The organism is Marinomonas polaris DSM 16579 (genome assembly GCF_900129155.1).
GTDB classification, from domain to species: Bacteria; Pseudomonadota; Gammaproteobacteria; order Pseudomonadales; family Marinomonadaceae; genus Marinomonas; species Marinomonas polaris.
Genome location: NZ_FQVF01000031.1, coordinates 1 through 16,780, shown reverse-complemented (window position 1 = coordinate 16,780; position 16,780 = coordinate 1). Strand labels below are relative to the sequence as shown.

Genomic DNA, 16,780 nt, shown 5'->3' with positions numbered 1-16,780 from the left:
TGTTAGCCGCCGATTTGTCTCTCTTTGATTTCAGCTAGTGTTTTGCAGTCAATACACATTGTTGCTGTCGGGCGAGCTTCTAGGCGGCGAATGCCGATTTCGATGCCACATTCTTCGCAAAAGCCATAATCGTCAGCATCGATAAGCTCGATAGTTTGAGAGATTTTTTTAACCAATTTACGTTCGCGATCTCGAGCGCGAAGTTCTAGGCTAAACTCTTCCTCTTGGCTAGCACGGTCGTTTGGATCGGCATAGTTCACAGCTTCTTCTTTAAGATGATGAACAGTACGATCAACTTCTTCCATAAGATTTTGCTTCCAGTTGAGTAGGATGCTTTTAAAGTGCGCCAACTGGTTCTCGTTCATGTATTCTTCGCCATCCTTAGCAACATAAGGAGTGAAGTCTTTCATTAATGACTCAGGGTTCATATTTGGCATACGCATTGCCTCACTTCGCAGGTTTCCATTGTGGTAGCCTGTAACCAATAAAATTAGGTGATTTATTTTCGGGCGGAAACTTACCAGATAATGTGTTCGTTAACCACATTTTTTGCGCAAAATGTCGCGATATTTTTGAAACAGGTCGATAAAGGTAGAGAAAACGGGATGGAAAAGCATAAGTTAGCAACAAGAGTTGGGCAAATTTCGCCGTTTCAGGTGATGGAAGTATTGGCTCGGGCCAAACAGCTACAACTTCAAGGTGAAGATGTTATTCACCTTGAAGTTGGTGAGCCAGACTTTGTTGCTGTGGAGGCTGTTGCTAACGCTGGTATGGAGGCGATTCAGCAGGGTAAAACAGGTTATACCTCGGCAACTGGTTTGCCTGAACTTAAACGTGCTATTAGTGATGATTACCTTAGTCGCTATCAGGTTACCGTCTCTCCAGGGCGAATTATTGTTACACCCGGAGCCTCAGGGGCTTTGCTACTAATGGCGTCGTTGATGGTGGACTCCGGTGAAGAAGTGGTGATGCCTGATCCATGCTATCCATGTAATCGACATTTTTTGATTCAGGCTGGCGCAAAAGCAAAGTTGATCGAAACAAAACCTGAAGAGGATTTTGAAATGGATTTGAGTACTTTAGCTGATCATTGGGGCGAAAATACGACTGGGCTTTGGCTTGCTTCTCCCTCTAATCCGACCGGCGCGGTACTCAGTAAGTCTTATATATCGGAAGCTTGGGAAAAGGTTAGTGCGCTTGGTGGCCATTTATTGGTAGATGAAATCTATCAAGGTTTAGTTTATGAGGGAGAGGATTTTTCTGCATTGTCTATTGCTGACGATATCTTTGTGATTAATAGCTTCTCGAAGTATTTTGCTATGACTGGCTGGCGATTGGGCTGGTTAGTTGTGCCTGAATGGGCAATCGAAGGCGCGACAAAACTGGCGCAAAACTTATTTATTGCCGCGCCAAGTGTTTCTCAATATGCAGCTGTACGAGCGTTTTCTCCAGATGTGTTGGCTGAGTGTGAAGTACGTCGACAAACATTGAACGCTCGCCGATTGGTTTTGCTTGAAGGCTTAGAGGCGATAGGTTTGCCAGTAGTTGCGCCAGCGCATGGGGCTTTTTATATCTATGTTGATGTGTCGAGCGTGACGCAGGATGCTATGGCTTGGTGTTTAGCACTACTTGAGCAGGAAAAAGTGGCACTCACGCCAGGGGCTGACTTTGGTATCAAAGACGCTCATAAATACGTGCGCTTTGCATACACTTGTGATGAGGCTAGATTGCAAGAAGCGCTAGCGAGGATTGCTCGCTTCATGGCTTCTTAGTTACAGATATGACGGTTTGATTTGAGATTGTTTTTAATTTAAGAGTAAGGTGCAGAGTCTAACCTCTACGCCTTACTAATATGATGCCTGCTAGTAAGCAGATAATAATTGGGATGCTAACACCGATGACTGGTGGGAAGTTAATAGCGACACTCATACGACCAAATAGGTTGAGCGCATTTTGAAATGCCAGGCCTATTATGACCCCTGTGAATATTCGACCACCCATTGTGGAGGACCTAAGTGGTCCGAAGACGCTCGATAGTGCAACTAGCACTAGTGCCAACGAGGCGATTGGCCGCAACGCCGTAATCCAAAACTCCAATTCATACTGAGCGCCATCGAGTTTTTGCTGCTTTAAGTAAGTTTGATAGTTTTTAAGCTGACTTAAAGACAAAGCATCTGGTTCTTGTGATGCCAAAAACAAGTGTTCTGGTGTAATGCTAACGTTCCAGTTCGCGTGTTCCATGCTTTTTTTCTCTACATGATCGGATGCGAAGATTGTTTCTGTCACGTTATTTAATTGCCATTGGGAACCTTCAGTATGTTGTGCGCTACTTGCTGTTATTATGTTTTTCAGTTTCTGGCCATCAGGCGAGAAAATTTGTATGCCATATAGCTTACCCATATCGTCTGCGGCATCAATGTAAACAAAACTGTTGTCCGCTTTTAACCAGACGCCTCCCGTTAGTGAGAAGGTTCCGCTTTCTTGGCCTTTGAATTTTTCGATCAAGTTGGCTTTTTGTTCGGCCATGGGGGCGACAAATTCTGAAATCCCCATTCCTAGTAGAGAGACCAGCAATATTGGTTGGCATGCCGCAAAGCCAATACGCCAAATCGGCATCCCCGCGGCGCGCATCACGGTTAATTCAGATGTTGCTGCTAATGTGCCTAGTCCCATTAAAGTGCCGATCAATGAGGCAACTGGAATATATTCCGCTAGTTTTCCTGGTAGGCGAAATAGGATGACCTGTAATAACGATTGTATGGTGTAGTTATCGTTTACTTTTTTGATTTGCTCTATAAAAGTTAGCGCAAAATCCAATCCAAGTAGTACTACTGCGACAATTAAAAAGGCCCATAAAACGCTGCTAGCAATGTATTTATCTATTTTAGTCATATTGGTTACTCGCTTGAGTCCGCTGCGTTGGGTTGTCTGGTCTTGCGACGCTCAAATACTTGATTGTACTGTGCAAAAAGCACGGCAGCGATGAGTATGAATATGCCATGTATCCACCATAAGCCAAGTTGGATAGGGAGCTTGCCTTTTTCTAGTGATGTTCGCCCCCAAATGAGGAGGGCAATGTACAGTATCATCAAAAGAATTGCGGGTAGCATTTTGAAAAAGCGACCTTGCCTTGGATTAACTTGGCTTAGTGAGAGGCCAATGATGGCAAGAATAGGAATAATGAGAACCAACGAAATACGCCATTGGAGCTCGACTTTTTCTAAGAGTTTATCGCTGTTAATTAAGCTGAGAGTGTTTTGGGTGTAAGGGTCATCAATGATGCTTTCATCTTTGCTTTCCATGCGTATTGCGTAGGTATCAAACTGTGTGATGCGATAATTTGCTGTGCCGGGTTTGCCCTCGTAGCGAGTGCCGTTTTTGAACACAAGGTAGTTTTGATTGCCTTCAGAGCTAATGCGGATTTGTTCTGCATTGGCTGCGAATGTTTGTATTGGAATGTTTGTGTCTTTTTTGCGTACTACATCAGAAAGGAATATTTGATTCATCCAACCTTCTTTAGTGAAGCTATCGATGTAGGTTGTACGTTGGCCGCTGCCTTCAAAGCGGCCGGGGATGAGAAAATCAAAAGCTGATAGTTGGTTTTGAGCTTGCGATGCTTCAGCTGCTTTGTACTCACTGTATGGCGCGAGCCAAAAATTAATGGAGGCACTGACTAAACCGACAAGAAAGGCGATACCAAGAGTATAACCTGCAAGTTTTACTTTGCTGATGCCACTGGAAAAAAGTACCGACATTTCATTTTCTATATAAAGGCGCCCAAAAGAAAGTAATAACGCCAAGAAAAAAGCCAATGGCAAGATCATCTGGACGAAACTGGGAACATGATAGCCTAGAATCACGAATAGAAACTCGAAGGTCATTTTTCCGTCGGCGATACGGCCCAAATAAAAGGAAAATCGACCGCTTAGAATGACGAGTAGTAAAATTAGCGTAACGCCAGCTGTTGACACCAGCACTTCTTTCGCTAAGTATCTGAATAGTCTCAAAGTCACCTCTGGATGGATTCTGCTTTTTAAGCGTAGAGTTGATTACACATCTAAAGCCCCCATTATCTCGTGGTAAGAAGTATATTATCCAGTTTTTTTTAAAATGAGACCTTTGCACGACAACGCTACTTGTAATATAGAGCGTTAAAAATGGTCTTAAAGTGTCGATTTATGGCTAATAAATCGTATTTTTGCCTTGTCTTTGCTTAGCTGGTGACCTTGTGTAAATGTCTTGAAGTTATTTTATTGAGGGTTTTTTCATGAATATGGCGTTATTTGATCGCTTATCCACAGTGCAAGCAGACTTGCTTGTTGCATTTGTTCCAAGTGAAGGTGACTTTTCAGAGTCAACCGCTTGGGTTGATGAGAATGCCAATGGGCAAGTCTCTCAATTGCGCGAAACTGGCGTATTTAAAGGTAGTGTGGCGCAAACGCTATTATTGCCTGGTATGTCGCAAGACTTCGCTCAAGCAGTATTATTAGTCGGTATTGGTAAAGATGCTCAGTTGAGTGATATGCAAGCTCGTAAAGTCATTGCAGCCGTAGCAGCTCAAATTAAAGGTTTGCCATTCGCATCGGTTGCGGTTGCAAGTGCTGGTCTGGTATTGAAAAAACGTTCTCAGGCTGATGTGCTAGCTCTGGTTGCTCAGTGGTTGAATGAAGGTTTTTATAACTTCCTTGGCTTCAAAAAAGACGATGCTGAGAAAGCGACAAAAGTAACATCTTTGTTGTTAGAGGGCACAGATGAAGCGGCTTTGGCAATTGGTACGGCTACGGCGAAAGGTTCTGCCTTTGCTCGTCAACTAGGAAATCTTCCTGGTAACGTTTGTACGCCAAGTTACTTAGCATCTAAAGCGCAGCAGCTAGGTGAAGAATACAGTATCGGCGTTGAGTTACTAGACGAAAGTAAAATGGATGAACTAGGCATGCATTGCTTGTTGTCAGTTGGTCATGGTAGTGATCAGCCAAGCTACTTAATCGTTATGAACTACCGCGGTGGTGAAGAAGGTGAAGCGCCTCACGTTCTCCTAGGTAAAGGTATTACTTTTGATACAGGCGGTATTTCCTTGAAACCTGGTCCGAAAATGGATGAGATGAAATACGACATGTGTGGTGCTGCTAGCGTTTTTGGCACAATGAAGGTGATTTGTGAGCTAAAACCAAAACTTAATTTCACAGCTGTTATTGCTGCAGCCGAAAATATGCCAAGTGGTCGTGCAACTAAACCTGGCGATATTGTGAAGACTATGTCTGGTCAAACGGTAGAAATCTTGAATACCGATGCCGAAGGTCGTTTAGTGCTTTGCGATGCTTTGACTTACATTGAGCGCTTCAAACCGAAATCAGTTGTTGATATTGCAACGCTGACGGGTGCTTGTGTGGTTGCTTTGGGTAGCGTTAACTCAGGTATGTACGCGAACAATGATGATCTAGCGTCAGAATTGAAAACAGCAAGCCAAGTATCTGCTGATAAAATTTGGCAAATGCCTCTTGATGAAGAGTACCAGCAGCAGCTGGATAGTAATTTTGCTGATATCGGTAATATCGGTGGTCCAGAAGCGGGTTCTGTAACAGCTGCTTGCTTCTTGTCTCGCTTTACTGGTTCTTATCCCTGGGCGCATTTGGATATTGCTGGTACAGCTTGGGCTGGTGGCGCAAGTAAAGGAGCAAGTGGTCGTCCAGTTGCTTTGTTGACTCGTTATTTGCTCGGTAAAGTGTAACTAACTCGTTTTCTTACTAACGCATAGCGTTTATAAAAGCAGTAATCATTAATGGTTGCTGCTTTTTTTGTGCAGTCTTCTAAGGGGAAAGATTAGTCCGATCAAGGTGTTATTTTTGTTCGCTCTGTGTTGTGTTCATTATCTTCATTTGGAGAGGGTGGACTTTTGTGTTTTTCAATGCGAAAGTTGAGGGCTTCAAATGATGGGTTAAGTATGTAATGTCGCTTAACTCTTGTATTTTGCTTTCTTAATATTGGTTTTTCCTATGTCAGATTTAGCCACTCATTATGATGATGGTGTTCTTGAACCAGATGAAGAAACCTTGATGTCTGCTCTGCGGAATCAAGATGACATTCCTATTTTGATGGATATTGTCGCTGAGAGAGAGTCTCTTTCCTCTAGCCAAGAAGCGCATTTAGAACAGTCTTTTAGTGAGCATAAAGAGCAGGATGCTAAGCCGCAAGATATACTTGATGGCAGTGTTTCGCAGGAAGCCTATCAGAATGACTTTAAAGATGAATCGTCAGATCCGTCACTAGATGAAGTCGTTACGCTGAACGAAGTGGTTGCTGAATCGGCTTTATCGCAAGAGTTGATTGCTAAAACTATTGCAGATGTACTTGAAAAACGTTTACCAGAGTTGGTGTCGGAAGTGATGCAGGCATTGCATGCAGCCGGTACAACTCAAAAAGAGTAATACAAATTAATAGCTGTCTAATGTGTTTGCAGACGGCTTAATTACCCACGTGTTATTCTTTATCTTGTTATGACACGTTATAATTCCTCAACTTACAATTGATCGCTACATAAGAGCCTTAAGACATCATAATGGAAAAGACCTACCAACCTCAGAGTATTGAACAGCCTATTTATAAACGTTGGGAAGAGGGCGGATACTTTTCCCCTCAGGGCAACGGTTCTCCATTCTCTATCATGATTCCACCTCCAAACGTCACTGGTAGTTTGCACATGGGGCATGCGTTTCAGCATACCTTGATGGACGCCATGATTCGCCGTGAGCGTATGAAAGGCAGTCGTACTTTATGGCAGCCGGGTTGTGACCATGCGGGTATCGCGACTCAAATGGTGGTTGAACGCCAATTAGCGGCTCAAAATATTACTCGTCATGATCTTGGTCGTGAAAAGTTCCTTGAAAAAGTTTGGGAATGGAAAGGTCAGTCTGGCGGCACTATTTCTGACCAGATGCGTGTCTTAGGCGATTCTGTTGCGTGGGATAAAGAACGTTTCACTATGGACCCAGGCATGTCTGCTGCGGTTCAAGAAGTGTTTGTGCGTCTGTTTGACGAAGGCATCATTTACCGTGGTCAGCGCCTTGTAAACTGGGATCCAGTATTGCATACGGCAATTTCTGATCTTGAAGTAGTTTCTGAAGAAGAAAATGGCTTCATGTGGTACTTCCGTTACCCACTTGCTGATGGCGTGAAAACAACAGATGGCAAAGATTACATTGTTGTCGCAACGACGCGTCCAGAAACCATGTTTGGTGACGCTGCTGTTGCTGTAGCGCCAGATGACGAGCGTTTTACAGACCTTGTTGGCAAGTTTGTTGAATTGCCATTGGTTGGTCGTCGTATTCCAATCGTTGCTGACGAATATGTAGATAAAGAATTTGGTACGGGTTGTGTGAAAATTACACCAGCCCATGACTTCAATGACTATGAAGTAGGCAAACGCCACGACATGCCATTGATCAATATTTTGACCGACGATGCGGCCATTAATGATGTAGCGCCTGAAAAATATCGCGGTATGGATCGTTTTGATGCACGTAAAGCCGTTGTTGCTGATTTTGATGCGCTTGGCTTGCTTGAGAAAGTCGTTGATCACAAATTAAAAGTACCACGCGGTGAACGTGGTAATACGGTTATTGAACCTTACCTAACACAGCAGTGGTATGTCGCTGTTGAGTCATTGGCAAAGCCTGCGATCGAAGCAGTTGAAAATGGCGATATTCAGTTTGTGCCTAAGCAATGGGAAAACACTTACTTTGCTTGGATGCGTGATCTTCAGGATTGGTGTATCTCTCGTCAGCTGTGGTGGGGACATCAGATCCCAGCTTGGTACGATGCGGATGGCAAACACTACGTTGGTAAGAGTGAAGAGGAAGTTCGTGCCAAATACAGCCTAGCGGCTGATGTTGAATTAACTCAAGACGAAGACGTACTAGATACTTGGTTCTCTTCTGCACTTTGGACCTTTGCAACACAAGGCTGGCCAGAAGAAACGCAAGATTTTGCTGAGTTTAGTGAATCGGACGTGTTGGTAACCGGCTTTGATATTATTTTCTTCTGGGTTGCCAGAATGATCATGATGACCTTGAAATTTACTGACAAAGTACCTTTCAAAACGGTTTATATCACTGGCCTTATTCGCGATGAACGCGGCGATAAAATGTCGAAATCCAAAGGCAACGTTATCGATCCATTGGATTTAATCAATGGTATTGATATCGAATCTTTGGTTGCAAAACGTACTTACGGCATGATGCAGCCACGCTTGGCTGAAAAAGTCGAAAAGAATACTCGTGAAACCTACCCAGAAGGTATTCAAGCCTACGGTACTGATGCACTGCGTTTTACGCTTTGCTCATTGGCGTCTGGCGGCCGAGACATTAAGTTCGATCTTAATCGTCTTGAAGGTTACCGTAACTTCTGTAACAAGATTTGGAACGCGACGCGTTATGTCTTGATGAATACTGAAGATCAAGACTGTGGGCAGAATGGGACAGAGGTTGAACTATCTCTTGCTGATAAGTGGATTATTTCTCGCTTGCAGCATGCAGAAGATGCAGTAAACCGCGCTTTCGATACTCATCGTTTCGATTTGGCTTCTCAGGCATTGTACGAATTTATGTGGCACGAATACTGTGATTGGTATTTGGAATTGTCTAAGCCTGTACTTTGGGATGAAAATGCCACTGCAGCGCAATTGACTGGCACGCGTCGTACTTTGGTTCGAGTATTGGAAGCTTTCCTACGTCTTGCTCACCCAATGATGCCATTCTTGACCGAAGAAATTTGGCAACGTGTTGCGCCGCTTGCAGGTGTTAAAGGCGAGACGGTTATGTTGGGTGAATACCCAACGGCTAATGAGGCGAAAAAAGACGAACAAGCAGAAGCGGATGTTGAATGGCTAAAAGGTGTTATCGAAGGCATTCGTAATATCCGTGGTGAAATGAATATTTCTCCTTCTAAGCCGCTTACTATTTTGTTCCGTAATGGTTCTGAGCAAGATAAAGCACGTTTAGATGCGAACTTAACATTCTTACAAACACTGGCTAAATTAGAGTCTGTCACTTGGTTGAATGCGGGCGATGAAGCTCCAATGTCAGCGACTGCGTTAGTTGGTGATATGGAAGTGCTAGTGCCAATGGCTGGCTTGATTGATAAAGAGGCTGAGCTTGCGCGTTTGCAAAAAGAAATTGATAAAGCGTCAAAAGAATTGCAACGCATTCAAGGAAAACTTTCTAATGACAGCTTTGTGGCGAAAGCGCCTATTGAAGTGGTTGAGAAAGAACGTGCTAAGTGTGATGACTTGCAACTTGCGGTAACTAAGTTGGAAGAGCAAAAGATCAGTATTGGATCTTTGTAAATTCGCGTTGTAAAAACATAAGGTTGGAAGTCTATTTTGGCTTCTGACCTTGCGCTTACTTAATAAAAATAAAAAAGAGGCGAGATAGAGATGGAAAGATTAACTGGGAAAGTTAAGTGGTTTAACGACGCTAAAGGCGTGGGTTTTATTAAGAGAGAAGAAGACAGCGATGTGTTCGTTCATTACAAGTCGATTGCTTGTGATGGTCATAAAAGCTTAAGAAAAGGCCAGTCGGTTAGTTTTGTGTTATCTGCTACGGATTTTGGCTTGCAAGCGATGGAAGTGCGTTTAGAAAAAGAGGCGCAAGTTGCATCCTCTGGTTCTAATCAACAGCTTGAAAGTGCTTAATTTATTTAGATTCAGTTAGCATCTTGTGCGCAAGTTTGACGAAATCGACTGGTGTAATGATGCCAACGAGTTTGTTGTCTTGAGTTACTGGTAGGCAGCCATATTTATTCTCAATAAAGAACTCGGCAGCCATGTCTAAATCTGTGTCAGGGCTTACTGTTAGTATGTCCTTGTTCATGGCGTTTGCAATTGGCGTTTGTTGTTCTTTCTTAGATATTTGCTGGGTGCCAAATTGGCTAACTAGGTGAAAGGCATGACGTAAGTATTCACGCTGCGTTAGCATGCCAACACATTCCCCTTCGTCGTTTACGATGGGGATGTTTCTAATATTTTTTTCTTGCATCAATGCTTTGGCTTTCGCTAAAGAATCGTTTTCTCTCAGTGTAATTAAGTTAGTAATCATCAAATCAGCTACAGTGCGCATGAACAAGTCTCCCTATATCTATTTCAGCGTTAATGCTCAGTGTAGAGCGGATCAGGTATGAAAGGCAATTATGTATAAAAGGCGATTATGTCTTAGATAAAGCATAGCAGCCTTGAGGTAGATCAATAATGACAGATCAAGAATGGATGGAGCGTGCGATAGCGCTGGCTGCAAAAGCGGCATCAGAAAATGAAATTCCGGTTGGCGCTATTGTCGTACTCAATGATGAAATTATCGGTGAAGGTTATAATGCGCCGATTTCACTTTGTGACCCGACTGCCCACGCAGAGATTCAGGCAATTCGTATGGCCTGTAAAGCCATGAATAATTATCGGCTGCCCGGTGCGACGTTATATGTAACATTAGAGCCTTGCTCTATGTGCGCGGGTGCTATGGTTCACGCACGTATTGATAGGGTGGTTTATGCAGCGACGGAACCCAAAAGCGGAATTGTGGAAAGTCAGGGGCAATTTTTTGAAGCGCCATTTCTTAATCACAAGGTAAAAGTTGAGTCCGGTGTATTGGCTGAAATAGCCTCTAGCCAGCTTACTCATTTCTTTCAATATCGCCGTGAACAAAAAAAGAAGCTCAAGGAACAGGCAAAAAAGACGATTTAGACGATTAATTCCGTCATTTTGTGTAGAAATTTCATACTCTGCTAGCCTCTATTTGCTGCATTGATTTAAAATACCCGCACCATTTCCCCAAAACTACCAAGTGAGGCAATACTCAACATGCTAACTCTGCATGGTTCCGCAGCGCTATCAGCGTTTCGCAAGGCAAAGTTATTAGCCAATATGCAAGCATCTATCCCATCTGTCACAGATGTTGATGCTCAATTTCTCCATTTTGTGGAGCTGGCTGATAATAAAACGCTTACTGCTGAACAGGAAACTGTTCTACAACGCGCTTTGGCCTACGGTCCTAAATCCTCCCAAGTCAGTTCATCTGATCAAAGTGTTTTAGTGGTTCCTCGTTTAGGAACTATTTCACCTTGGTCATCGAAAGCAACCGATATCCTTCATAACTGTGGCCTTGCGGCCGTATCCCGCGTTGAACGTGGCGTGGAATACTTTATTCATAGCTCGGCGCCATTGGCGCTTGAAGAGCTAGATTTGTTGTCTGCTATGTTGCATGACCGCATGACAGAAAGCGTACTTCCGGCATTGAGTGACGCTACTGACATGTTTTCTCATGCAGAACCGACACCAATGACAAGTGTTGATGTGTTAGGTGGCGGCCGTGCCGCGTTGGTTGAGGCAAACCAAACGCTAGGTCTTGCTCTTGCGGATGACGAAATTGATTATCTTGTCGAGTCTTTCATTGAGTTGGGTCGTAATCCAATCGATGTAGAGCTAATGATGTTTGCACAAGCAAACTCAGAGCATTGTCGTCACAAAATTTTTAATGCGTCTTGGACAATTGATGGCGAAGAGCAAGAGCGCTCTTTGTTTAAAATGATCAAGAACACTCACGAACATAATCCTCATGGCACCTTGTCTGCTTATAAAGACAACGCTGCTGTGATGGAAGGTCACTTTGGTGGTCGTTTCTTCCCGTCGGCTGAAACTCGTGAATACGATTTTAGTCATGAGCACATCGATATCTTGATGAAGGTAGAAACCCATAACCACCCAACTGCCATTGCGCCTTTCTCAGGTGCAGCGACGGGTTCTGGTGGTGAGATTCGTGACGAAGGTGCTACAGGTATTGGCTCCAAACCAAAAGCTGGTTTGAGTGGTTACACAGTATCTGATCTTAAAATCCCAGGTTTTGAACAGCCATGGGAAAGCTATTACGGCAAACCGTCTCGTATCGTAACGCCTTTGGATATTATGATCGAAGGTCCTATTGGTGGTGCGGCATTTAACAATGAGTTTGGTCGTCCAAACCTATTGGGTTACTTCCGTACTTACGAACAAAAAATTCAAGGTGCCTCTCAAGAAGAAGTGCGTGGTTACCATAAACCAATTATGTTGGCAGGCGGTATCGGTAACATTCGTCGTGAACACGTTGAAAAACAAGAGATCAAAGTTGGCGCTAAGTTAATCGTACTTGGTGGCCCTGCAATGTTGATCGGTCTTGGTGGCGGTGCGGCATCCTCCATGGCTTCTGCCGATGGCAATGAAGATCTTGATTTTGCTTCTGTACAGCGTGGCAACCCAGAAATGGAGCGTCGTTGTCAGGAAGTGATCGACCGTTGCTGGCAGCTTGGCGACAAAAACCCAATCAGCTTTATCCACGATGTGGGCGCTGGTGGTTTGTCTAACGCTTTGCCTGAATTGGTAAAAGACGGCGAGCGCGGTGGTAATTTTGATCTGCGTAAGGTCCTAAACGACGAACCTGGCATGTCTCCACTAGAAATCTGGTGTAACGAATCGCAAGAGCGTTATGTTATGGCGGTTTCTCCAGATCGAGTTGAAGAATTTACCGCGATTTGTGAGCGTGAGCGTTGTCCTTTTGCCATCGTTGGTGAGGCGAAAGAAGAAATGCATCTGCAAGTTGCCGATGAACATTTTGATAACAATCCAGTTGATTTGCCAATGTCTGTTTTATTTGGCAAGCCACCTAAAATGCACCGTGAAGCAACAAAAGCGGTTATTGCTGGTGATGATTTTACTGCGATTGAAGTGGATTTAGCTGATGCAGCAAATCGCGTATTGAGTTTGCCAACGGTAGCGAGCAAAAACTTCTTGATCACCATTGGTGACCGTTCAATCACGGGTATGGTTGCTCGTGATCAAATGGTTGGTCCATGGCAAGTACCAGTAGCCGATGTGGCGGTAACAACGTCCTCTTTAGAAGGCTACACAGGTGAAGCTATGACAATGGGTGAGCGTACGCCAATTGCGCTGTTAGATGCACCTGCATCTGGTCGTATGGCCGTTGGTGAAGCGTTAACTAACTTGGCTGCAGCTCACATTACTAAGCGTAGTAGTATTAAGTTGTCTGCTAATTGGATGGCGGCCGCTGGTCACGAAGGCGAAGATGAAAAACTTTACCAAACTGTAAAAGCAGTCGGTATGGAGTTGTGTCCTGCATTGGATATTGCCATTCCAGTGGGTAAAGACTCTATGTCGATGAAGACCGTATGGAAAGAAGATGGCAAAGAAAAAGCGGTAACGTCTCCGCTTTCTTTGGTTATCTCTGCGTTTGCCCCAGTAACGGATGTTCGCAAGACATTAACGCCAGAACTGCAAAACAAAGCTGATACGCGTTTGTTGTTGATTGATTTGGGTGCTGGTAAGAATCGTCTAGGCGGTTCTGTTATTGCTCAGGTTTACAACAAACTGGGTCAACAAGCGCCAGATGTGGATGATGCGGCTACATTGGCCGGTTTCTTCGATACGACGCAAGCACTTAATGCTGAAGGCAAATTGTTGGCCTACCATGACCGTTCTGACGGTGGTGCGTTTGCAACTTTGGTTGAAATGTCATTCGCGAGTCATTTAGGTCTGAATATCGATCTTGATGAAGTTGTTTCTAATCGTGCTCAAGTGGCGCCTGTGTTATTCAGCGAAGAGTTGGGTGCAGTGATTCAAGTTAATGAATCAGATGTTGCTGCTATTATTGCTGCTTATGCAAAAGTAGGCGTCGCTGTTGCTTCTATTGCTACTTTGTCTGGTGACGATAACATTTGTGTTCGTTTCGCAGGTGAAACTGTGCTTGAAGAATCTCGCATTAATTGGCAGCGTGTTTGGTCTGAAACCAGTTACCGTATTCAAGCATTGCGTGATAATCCTGATTCAGCACAGCAAGAATTTGATAGTCTGTTGGATGCGAAAGACCCAGGCCTATCTGCTGACGTTCGTTTCGATCAAAATGAAAACATTGTTGCTGCATTTATTGACTCTGGTGTTAAGCCTAAGATTGCTGTTTTGCGCGAGCAAGGCGTAAACGGTCAAGTTGAAATGGCAGCTGCTTTCCATAAAGCTGGCTTCATTCCAGTGGATGTTCACATGAGTGATATCTTGTCTGGTCGTACGACGCTGGATCAGTTTAGTGGTTTGGTAGCTTGTGGCGGTTTCTCATACGGTGATGTATTGGGTGCTGGTGAAGGTTGGGCGAAGTCTATCCTTTTCAACCCAGTAGCTCGTGAGCAATTCGAAGCCTTCTTCAATCGTCCTGATACTTTCACGCTTGGCGTGTGTAATGGTTGTCAGATGTTGTCGAATTTATACGAATTAATTCCTGGAGCGGGACATTGGCCGAAATTTGTTCGTAACCAATCTTCTCAGTTTGAAGCCCGTCTTGTACAAGTAGAAGTTCAAAAATCTAATTCTATCTTGCTTGCTGGTATGGAAGGTTCTCGTATGCCTATCGTGGTTGCTCATGGTGAAGGTCTAACTGAATACCGTGATGACCAAGATATGGCGACACTGGCTTCTGCGAATCAGATTTCGTTGCGTTATGTTGATAACTACGGTCAAGCAACCGAACGTTATCCATTTAACCCGAATGGTTCTGCGCAAGGTGTAACGGGGTTAACATCTGAAGATGGTCGAGTGACTATTATGATGCCTCACCCAGAGCGTGTTTATCGTACGGTTCAGCACAGCTGGCATCCAAGCGAATGGCAAGAGCAAGCACCATGGTTGCGTTTGTTCCAGAACGCACGTAAATGGTTAGGCTAATTCGATAAATTAGTATTGATGAAACCCTTTAGCTGAAAAGCTAAAGGGTTTTTTTTGTGTCTATGATTTGAGCAAGTGCTCAATAAGTAAATGGGTATTGGCATGAGCGTAACGATTCTGTTCGATAGCATAATAACGTCCAATATTACCCTTTTGATGAGAAAGTGAGACTAATGTCCCCTTTAACAGGTCTTGCTGGATGAGTGTTTCAGGACACAAGGCCACTCCTTGTGCCGCCAGCGTAGCCATTTTGAGTAAGTGAAAATCTTCGTAAATCACTTTTGCTGGTTGAATCAGTTGCTTGTTTTGCAGGGAGAACCAATCTTGCCAGCTAGCATCTGAGTGATCATGTAAGAGATCTGCTTCTAATAACCCATTAAGAGATAGGAGGTTTGGATGCTGGCTTAAATATATCGGGCTGCAGACTGGTAGCGTTTCACCCGAAAAAATTGGCGTGAGTGAATGGGGGGTGGAGTCATAGTTTTCATGGCTGCCAATACGCAAACTGTATTCATCTAAATAGTCAGGTGCGGAGGAGTAATATCGAATTGCTAAATCGTAATTTGGGTTAGCTTTTTTAAATGCGAGTAATCTTGGTAATAACCAAGATTCGAGAAGTGAAGGTAGGCAATATAGAGTGAGGGTGTGCGTGTTTTGCTTTTTCGTCAATAGTACTTGGTCAATATGATCGAAGGGCTGAGCTAATTCTGTTGAGAGTTTTATGCCTTCTGGTGTGACTTTTAATTGTCGGCCGGATTTATAAAAGAGGGCGTAACCTAGCTGCGCTTCAAGGCGTTTGATTTGATGGCTAACGGCAGATTCGGTCAAGCTCAGATAATCTGCCGTTTGTTTTAGGCTACCGAAGCGAACCGCTAAATGAAAAGTGTGTAATGCTGTGTAGGGGAGGCTCATAACTCACTCTTGAATATTTGTCATGTACTTAAAATAAATGTCCATTTTTTTGAGTTTCCGCTTTCTCTAGTCTAAGTCAAATAGAAACTTAATTTGGAGAGACAATATGGCGAATGTAGAAGCAGCGTACAGGTCAGGTGAAGGCTCAAAATTGGCTGTTGATAAAGTGTTTTACGATTCTTTAAAAGAAGGTCAGGCGAAGCGAACTTTGGTCGAAACTATCAAGGTTCCAATGCGATTTGGTCAAGCTTGGAAAGTGCCAGCGGGGCATGTATTTCGTATCCGCGTTTCAGATGGGCCGCAGGTTGGTGACTTTAATATGTGGAATCTACATGATCCAAGGGAGCGGATGTGGGCTTCCAGAACTCGCCAACTACAGCGTGCACATGTAAGTACACATGACAGACTATGGTCGACACTACCTTTCTTACGCCCAATGGCAACTATTATAGAAGACACACTAGAAGATTATGGTAAGGATGAAGATGGCGGGCGAGTACATGACTTACTCGGTACGCGTTGTGATCCTTATATCAACTACCTATTAACTGGGGAAGACTTTGATTTTCACTGTCATTCTAATTTGGTTCGTGCAGTACTTCCTCATGGATTAACAGAGTTTGATGTACATGATGTGTTGAACGTCTTTCAATGTACTGGTTTAAACGAAGATGATCAGTATTTTATGAAGCCGTGTCCTGCCCAAAAAGGAGATTATCTCGAATTTTTTGCGGAGATCGATTTATTGTGTGCGATGTCTTGCTGTCCGGGCGGAGATCTATCTGTGGATTTCTTAGGACGAGACGGTATAGACCCTTTATCAACATGCCATCCATTGGAAGTTGATATTTATCGTTTAGATCCTGTAGCCCTAGAAAATTGGCAGTCGCCAAAGAGTCCTGCTTATAAAGGAGTTCATGGTATGCGTGCTCCGAACATAGATTGGAGCGTTATAAAACAGGATATTTAAAGTTTTAGATTATAAAATAGTCAGCTTCAGGGGTGTTGATTAATAAGTGATCCACAATTGAATTAAATGACATTAATTTAAATTTTCTTTAAAAAAGGGTTGCACAAAATCTGTAGATCCTTAATATACGCCCTCGCTGACACGGACAAGGC

General features: G+C 43.7%; 13 protein-coding genes. 8 read left to right on the top strand and 5 right to left on the bottom strand.

The genetic code is table 11. The features are described 5' to 3' along the window. Positions 1-2: 2 nt before the first annotated feature. A complete protein-coding gene (gene dksA, locus BUA59_RS22480) occupies positions 3-437 on the bottom strand; it encodes an RNA polymerase-binding protein DksA (protein WP_012071672.1) in 435 nt (144 codons plus the stop codon). Positions 438-605: 168 nt separating this feature from the next. Here dksA and BUA59_RS22475 point away from each other — a divergent pair, with 168 nt between their 5' ends. Then, on the top strand, positions 606-1,772 hold the full coding sequence (locus BUA59_RS22475) for an aminotransferase class I/II-fold pyridoxal phosphate-dependent enzyme (protein ID WP_072842357.1): 1,167 nt from the start codon (positions 606-608) through the stop codon (positions 1,770-1,772). A 58-nt stretch (positions 1,773-1,830) separates the two neighbouring features. On the opposite strand, the gene lptG is transcribed toward BUA59_RS22475, so the two are convergent. Both lptG and lptF read right to left on the bottom strand, forming a co-directional pair. Beyond that, complete coding sequence (gene lptG, locus BUA59_RS22470) at positions 1,831-2,892, bottom strand: LPS export ABC transporter permease LptG (RefSeq protein ID WP_072842321.1); 1,062 nt, start codon at positions 2,890-2,892, stop codon at positions 1,831-1,833. A gap of 5 nt (positions 2,893-2,897) precedes the next feature. Further along, positions 2,898-4,013, bottom strand: a complete 1,116-nt coding sequence (lptF, locus tag BUA59_RS22465) for an LPS export ABC transporter permease LptF (RefSeq protein ID WP_084122657.1) — start codon at positions 4,011-4,013, stop codon at positions 2,898-2,900. A 254-nt stretch (positions 4,014-4,267) separates the two neighbouring features. On the opposite strand from lptF, the gene BUA59_RS22460 reads away from it, so the two are divergent. The 4 genes from BUA59_RS22460 (at position 4,268) to BUA59_RS22445 (ending at position 9,688) form a co-directional block, all read left to right on the top strand. Next, entirely contained in the window at positions 4,268-5,728 is a 1,461-nt protein-coding gene (locus tag BUA59_RS22460; RefSeq protein ID WP_072842317.1) for a leucyl aminopeptidase, read from the top strand. A gap of 265 nt (positions 5,729-5,993) precedes the next feature. After that, complete coding sequence (locus tag BUA59_RS22455; protein ID WP_072842315.1) at positions 5,994-6,425, top strand: hypothetical protein; 432 nt, start codon at positions 5,994-5,996, stop codon at positions 6,423-6,425. A gap of 131 nt (positions 6,426-6,556) precedes the next feature. Then, entirely contained in the window at positions 6,557-9,340 is a 2,784-nt protein-coding gene (locus tag BUA59_RS22450) for a valine--tRNA ligase (protein ID WP_072842313.1), read from the top strand. A gap of 90 nt (positions 9,341-9,430) precedes the next feature. After that, on the top strand, positions 9,431-9,688 hold the full coding sequence (locus BUA59_RS22445; RefSeq protein ID WP_072842311.1) for a cold-shock protein: 258 nt from the start codon (positions 9,431-9,433) through the stop codon (positions 9,686-9,688). A 1-nt stretch (position 9,689) separates the two neighbouring features. Here the strand turns inward: BUA59_RS22445 and BUA59_RS22440 are convergent, their stop codons facing one another. Next, positions 9,690-10,112 carry a CBS domain-containing protein gene (locus BUA59_RS22440; RefSeq protein ID WP_084122655.1) on the bottom strand — a complete coding sequence of 141 codons (423 nt, stop codon included), beginning with the start codon at positions 10,110-10,112 and terminating at the stop codon, positions 9,690-9,692. A gap of 128 nt (positions 10,113-10,240) precedes the next feature. On the opposite strand from BUA59_RS22440, the gene tadA reads away from it, so the two are divergent. After that, complete coding sequence (tadA, locus tag BUA59_RS22435) at positions 10,241-10,729, top strand: tRNA adenosine(34) deaminase TadA (protein WP_072842307.1); 489 nt, start codon at positions 10,241-10,243, stop codon at positions 10,727-10,729. Between the two features lie 117 nt (positions 10,730-10,846). Next, on the top strand, positions 10,847-14,746 hold the full coding sequence (gene purL, locus BUA59_RS22430; RefSeq protein ID WP_072842305.1) for a phosphoribosylformylglycinamidine synthase: 3,900 nt from the start codon (positions 10,847-10,849) through the stop codon (positions 14,744-14,746). 60 nt (positions 14,747-14,806) lie between these two features. On the opposite strand, the gene BUA59_RS22425 is transcribed toward purL, so the two are convergent. Then, positions 14,807-15,658, bottom strand: coding sequence for a LysR family transcriptional regulator (locus tag BUA59_RS22425; protein WP_072842303.1), 852 nt, complete (start codon positions 15,656-15,658; stop codon positions 14,807-14,809). Between the two features lie 106 nt (positions 15,659-15,764). Between BUA59_RS22425 and BUA59_RS22420 the strand changes: the two genes are divergently transcribed. Next, complete coding sequence (locus BUA59_RS22420) at positions 15,765-16,628, top strand: urea carboxylase-associated family protein (RefSeq protein WP_072842301.1); 864 nt, start codon at positions 15,765-15,767, stop codon at positions 16,626-16,628. Positions 16,629-16,780: the final 152 nt, after the last annotated feature.

Excerpts from the sequence above, each read along its gene's own strand:
- BUA59_RS22420 (WP_072842301.1), top strand. The coding sequence starts at position 15,765 with ATGGCGAATGTAGAAGCAGCGTACAGGTCAGGTGAAGGCTCAAAATTG.
- BUA59_RS22475 (WP_072842357.1), top strand. The coding sequence starts at position 606 with ATGGAAAAGCATAAGTTAGCAACAAGAGTTGGGCAAATTTCGCCGTTT.
- tadA (WP_072842307.1), top strand. The coding sequence starts at position 10,241 with ATGACAGATCAAGAATGGATGGAGCGTGCGATAGCGCTGGCTGCAAAA.
- BUA59_RS22425 (WP_072842303.1), bottom strand. The coding sequence starts at position 15,658 with ATGAGCCTCCCCTACACAGCATTACACACTTTTCATTTAGCGGTTCGC.
- lptG (WP_072842321.1), bottom strand. The coding sequence starts at position 2,892 with ATGACTAAAATAGATAAATACATTGCTAGCAGCGTTTTATGGGCCTTT.
- BUA59_RS22450 (WP_072842313.1), top strand. The coding sequence starts at position 6,557 with ATGGAAAAGACCTACCAACCTCAGAGTATTGAACAGCCTATTTATAAA.
- BUA59_RS22455 (WP_072842315.1), top strand. The coding sequence starts at position 5,994 with ATGTCAGATTTAGCCACTCATTATGATGATGGTGTTCTTGAACCAGAT.
- BUA59_RS22460 (WP_072842317.1), top strand. The coding sequence starts at position 4,268 with ATGAATATGGCGTTATTTGATCGCTTATCCACAGTGCAAGCAGACTTG.
- BUA59_RS22445 (WP_072842311.1), top strand. The coding sequence starts at position 9,431 with ATGGAAAGATTAACTGGGAAAGTTAAGTGGTTTAACGACGCTAAAGGC.
- dksA (WP_012071672.1), bottom strand. The coding sequence starts at position 437 with ATGCCAAATATGAACCCTGAGTCATTAATGAAAGACTTCACTCCTTAT.
- purL (WP_072842305.1), top strand. The coding sequence starts at position 10,847 with ATGCTAACTCTGCATGGTTCCGCAGCGCTATCAGCGTTTCGCAAGGCA.
- BUA59_RS22440 (WP_084122655.1), bottom strand. The coding sequence starts at position 10,112 with ATGCGCACTGTAGCTGATTTGATGATTACTAACTTAATTACACTGAGA.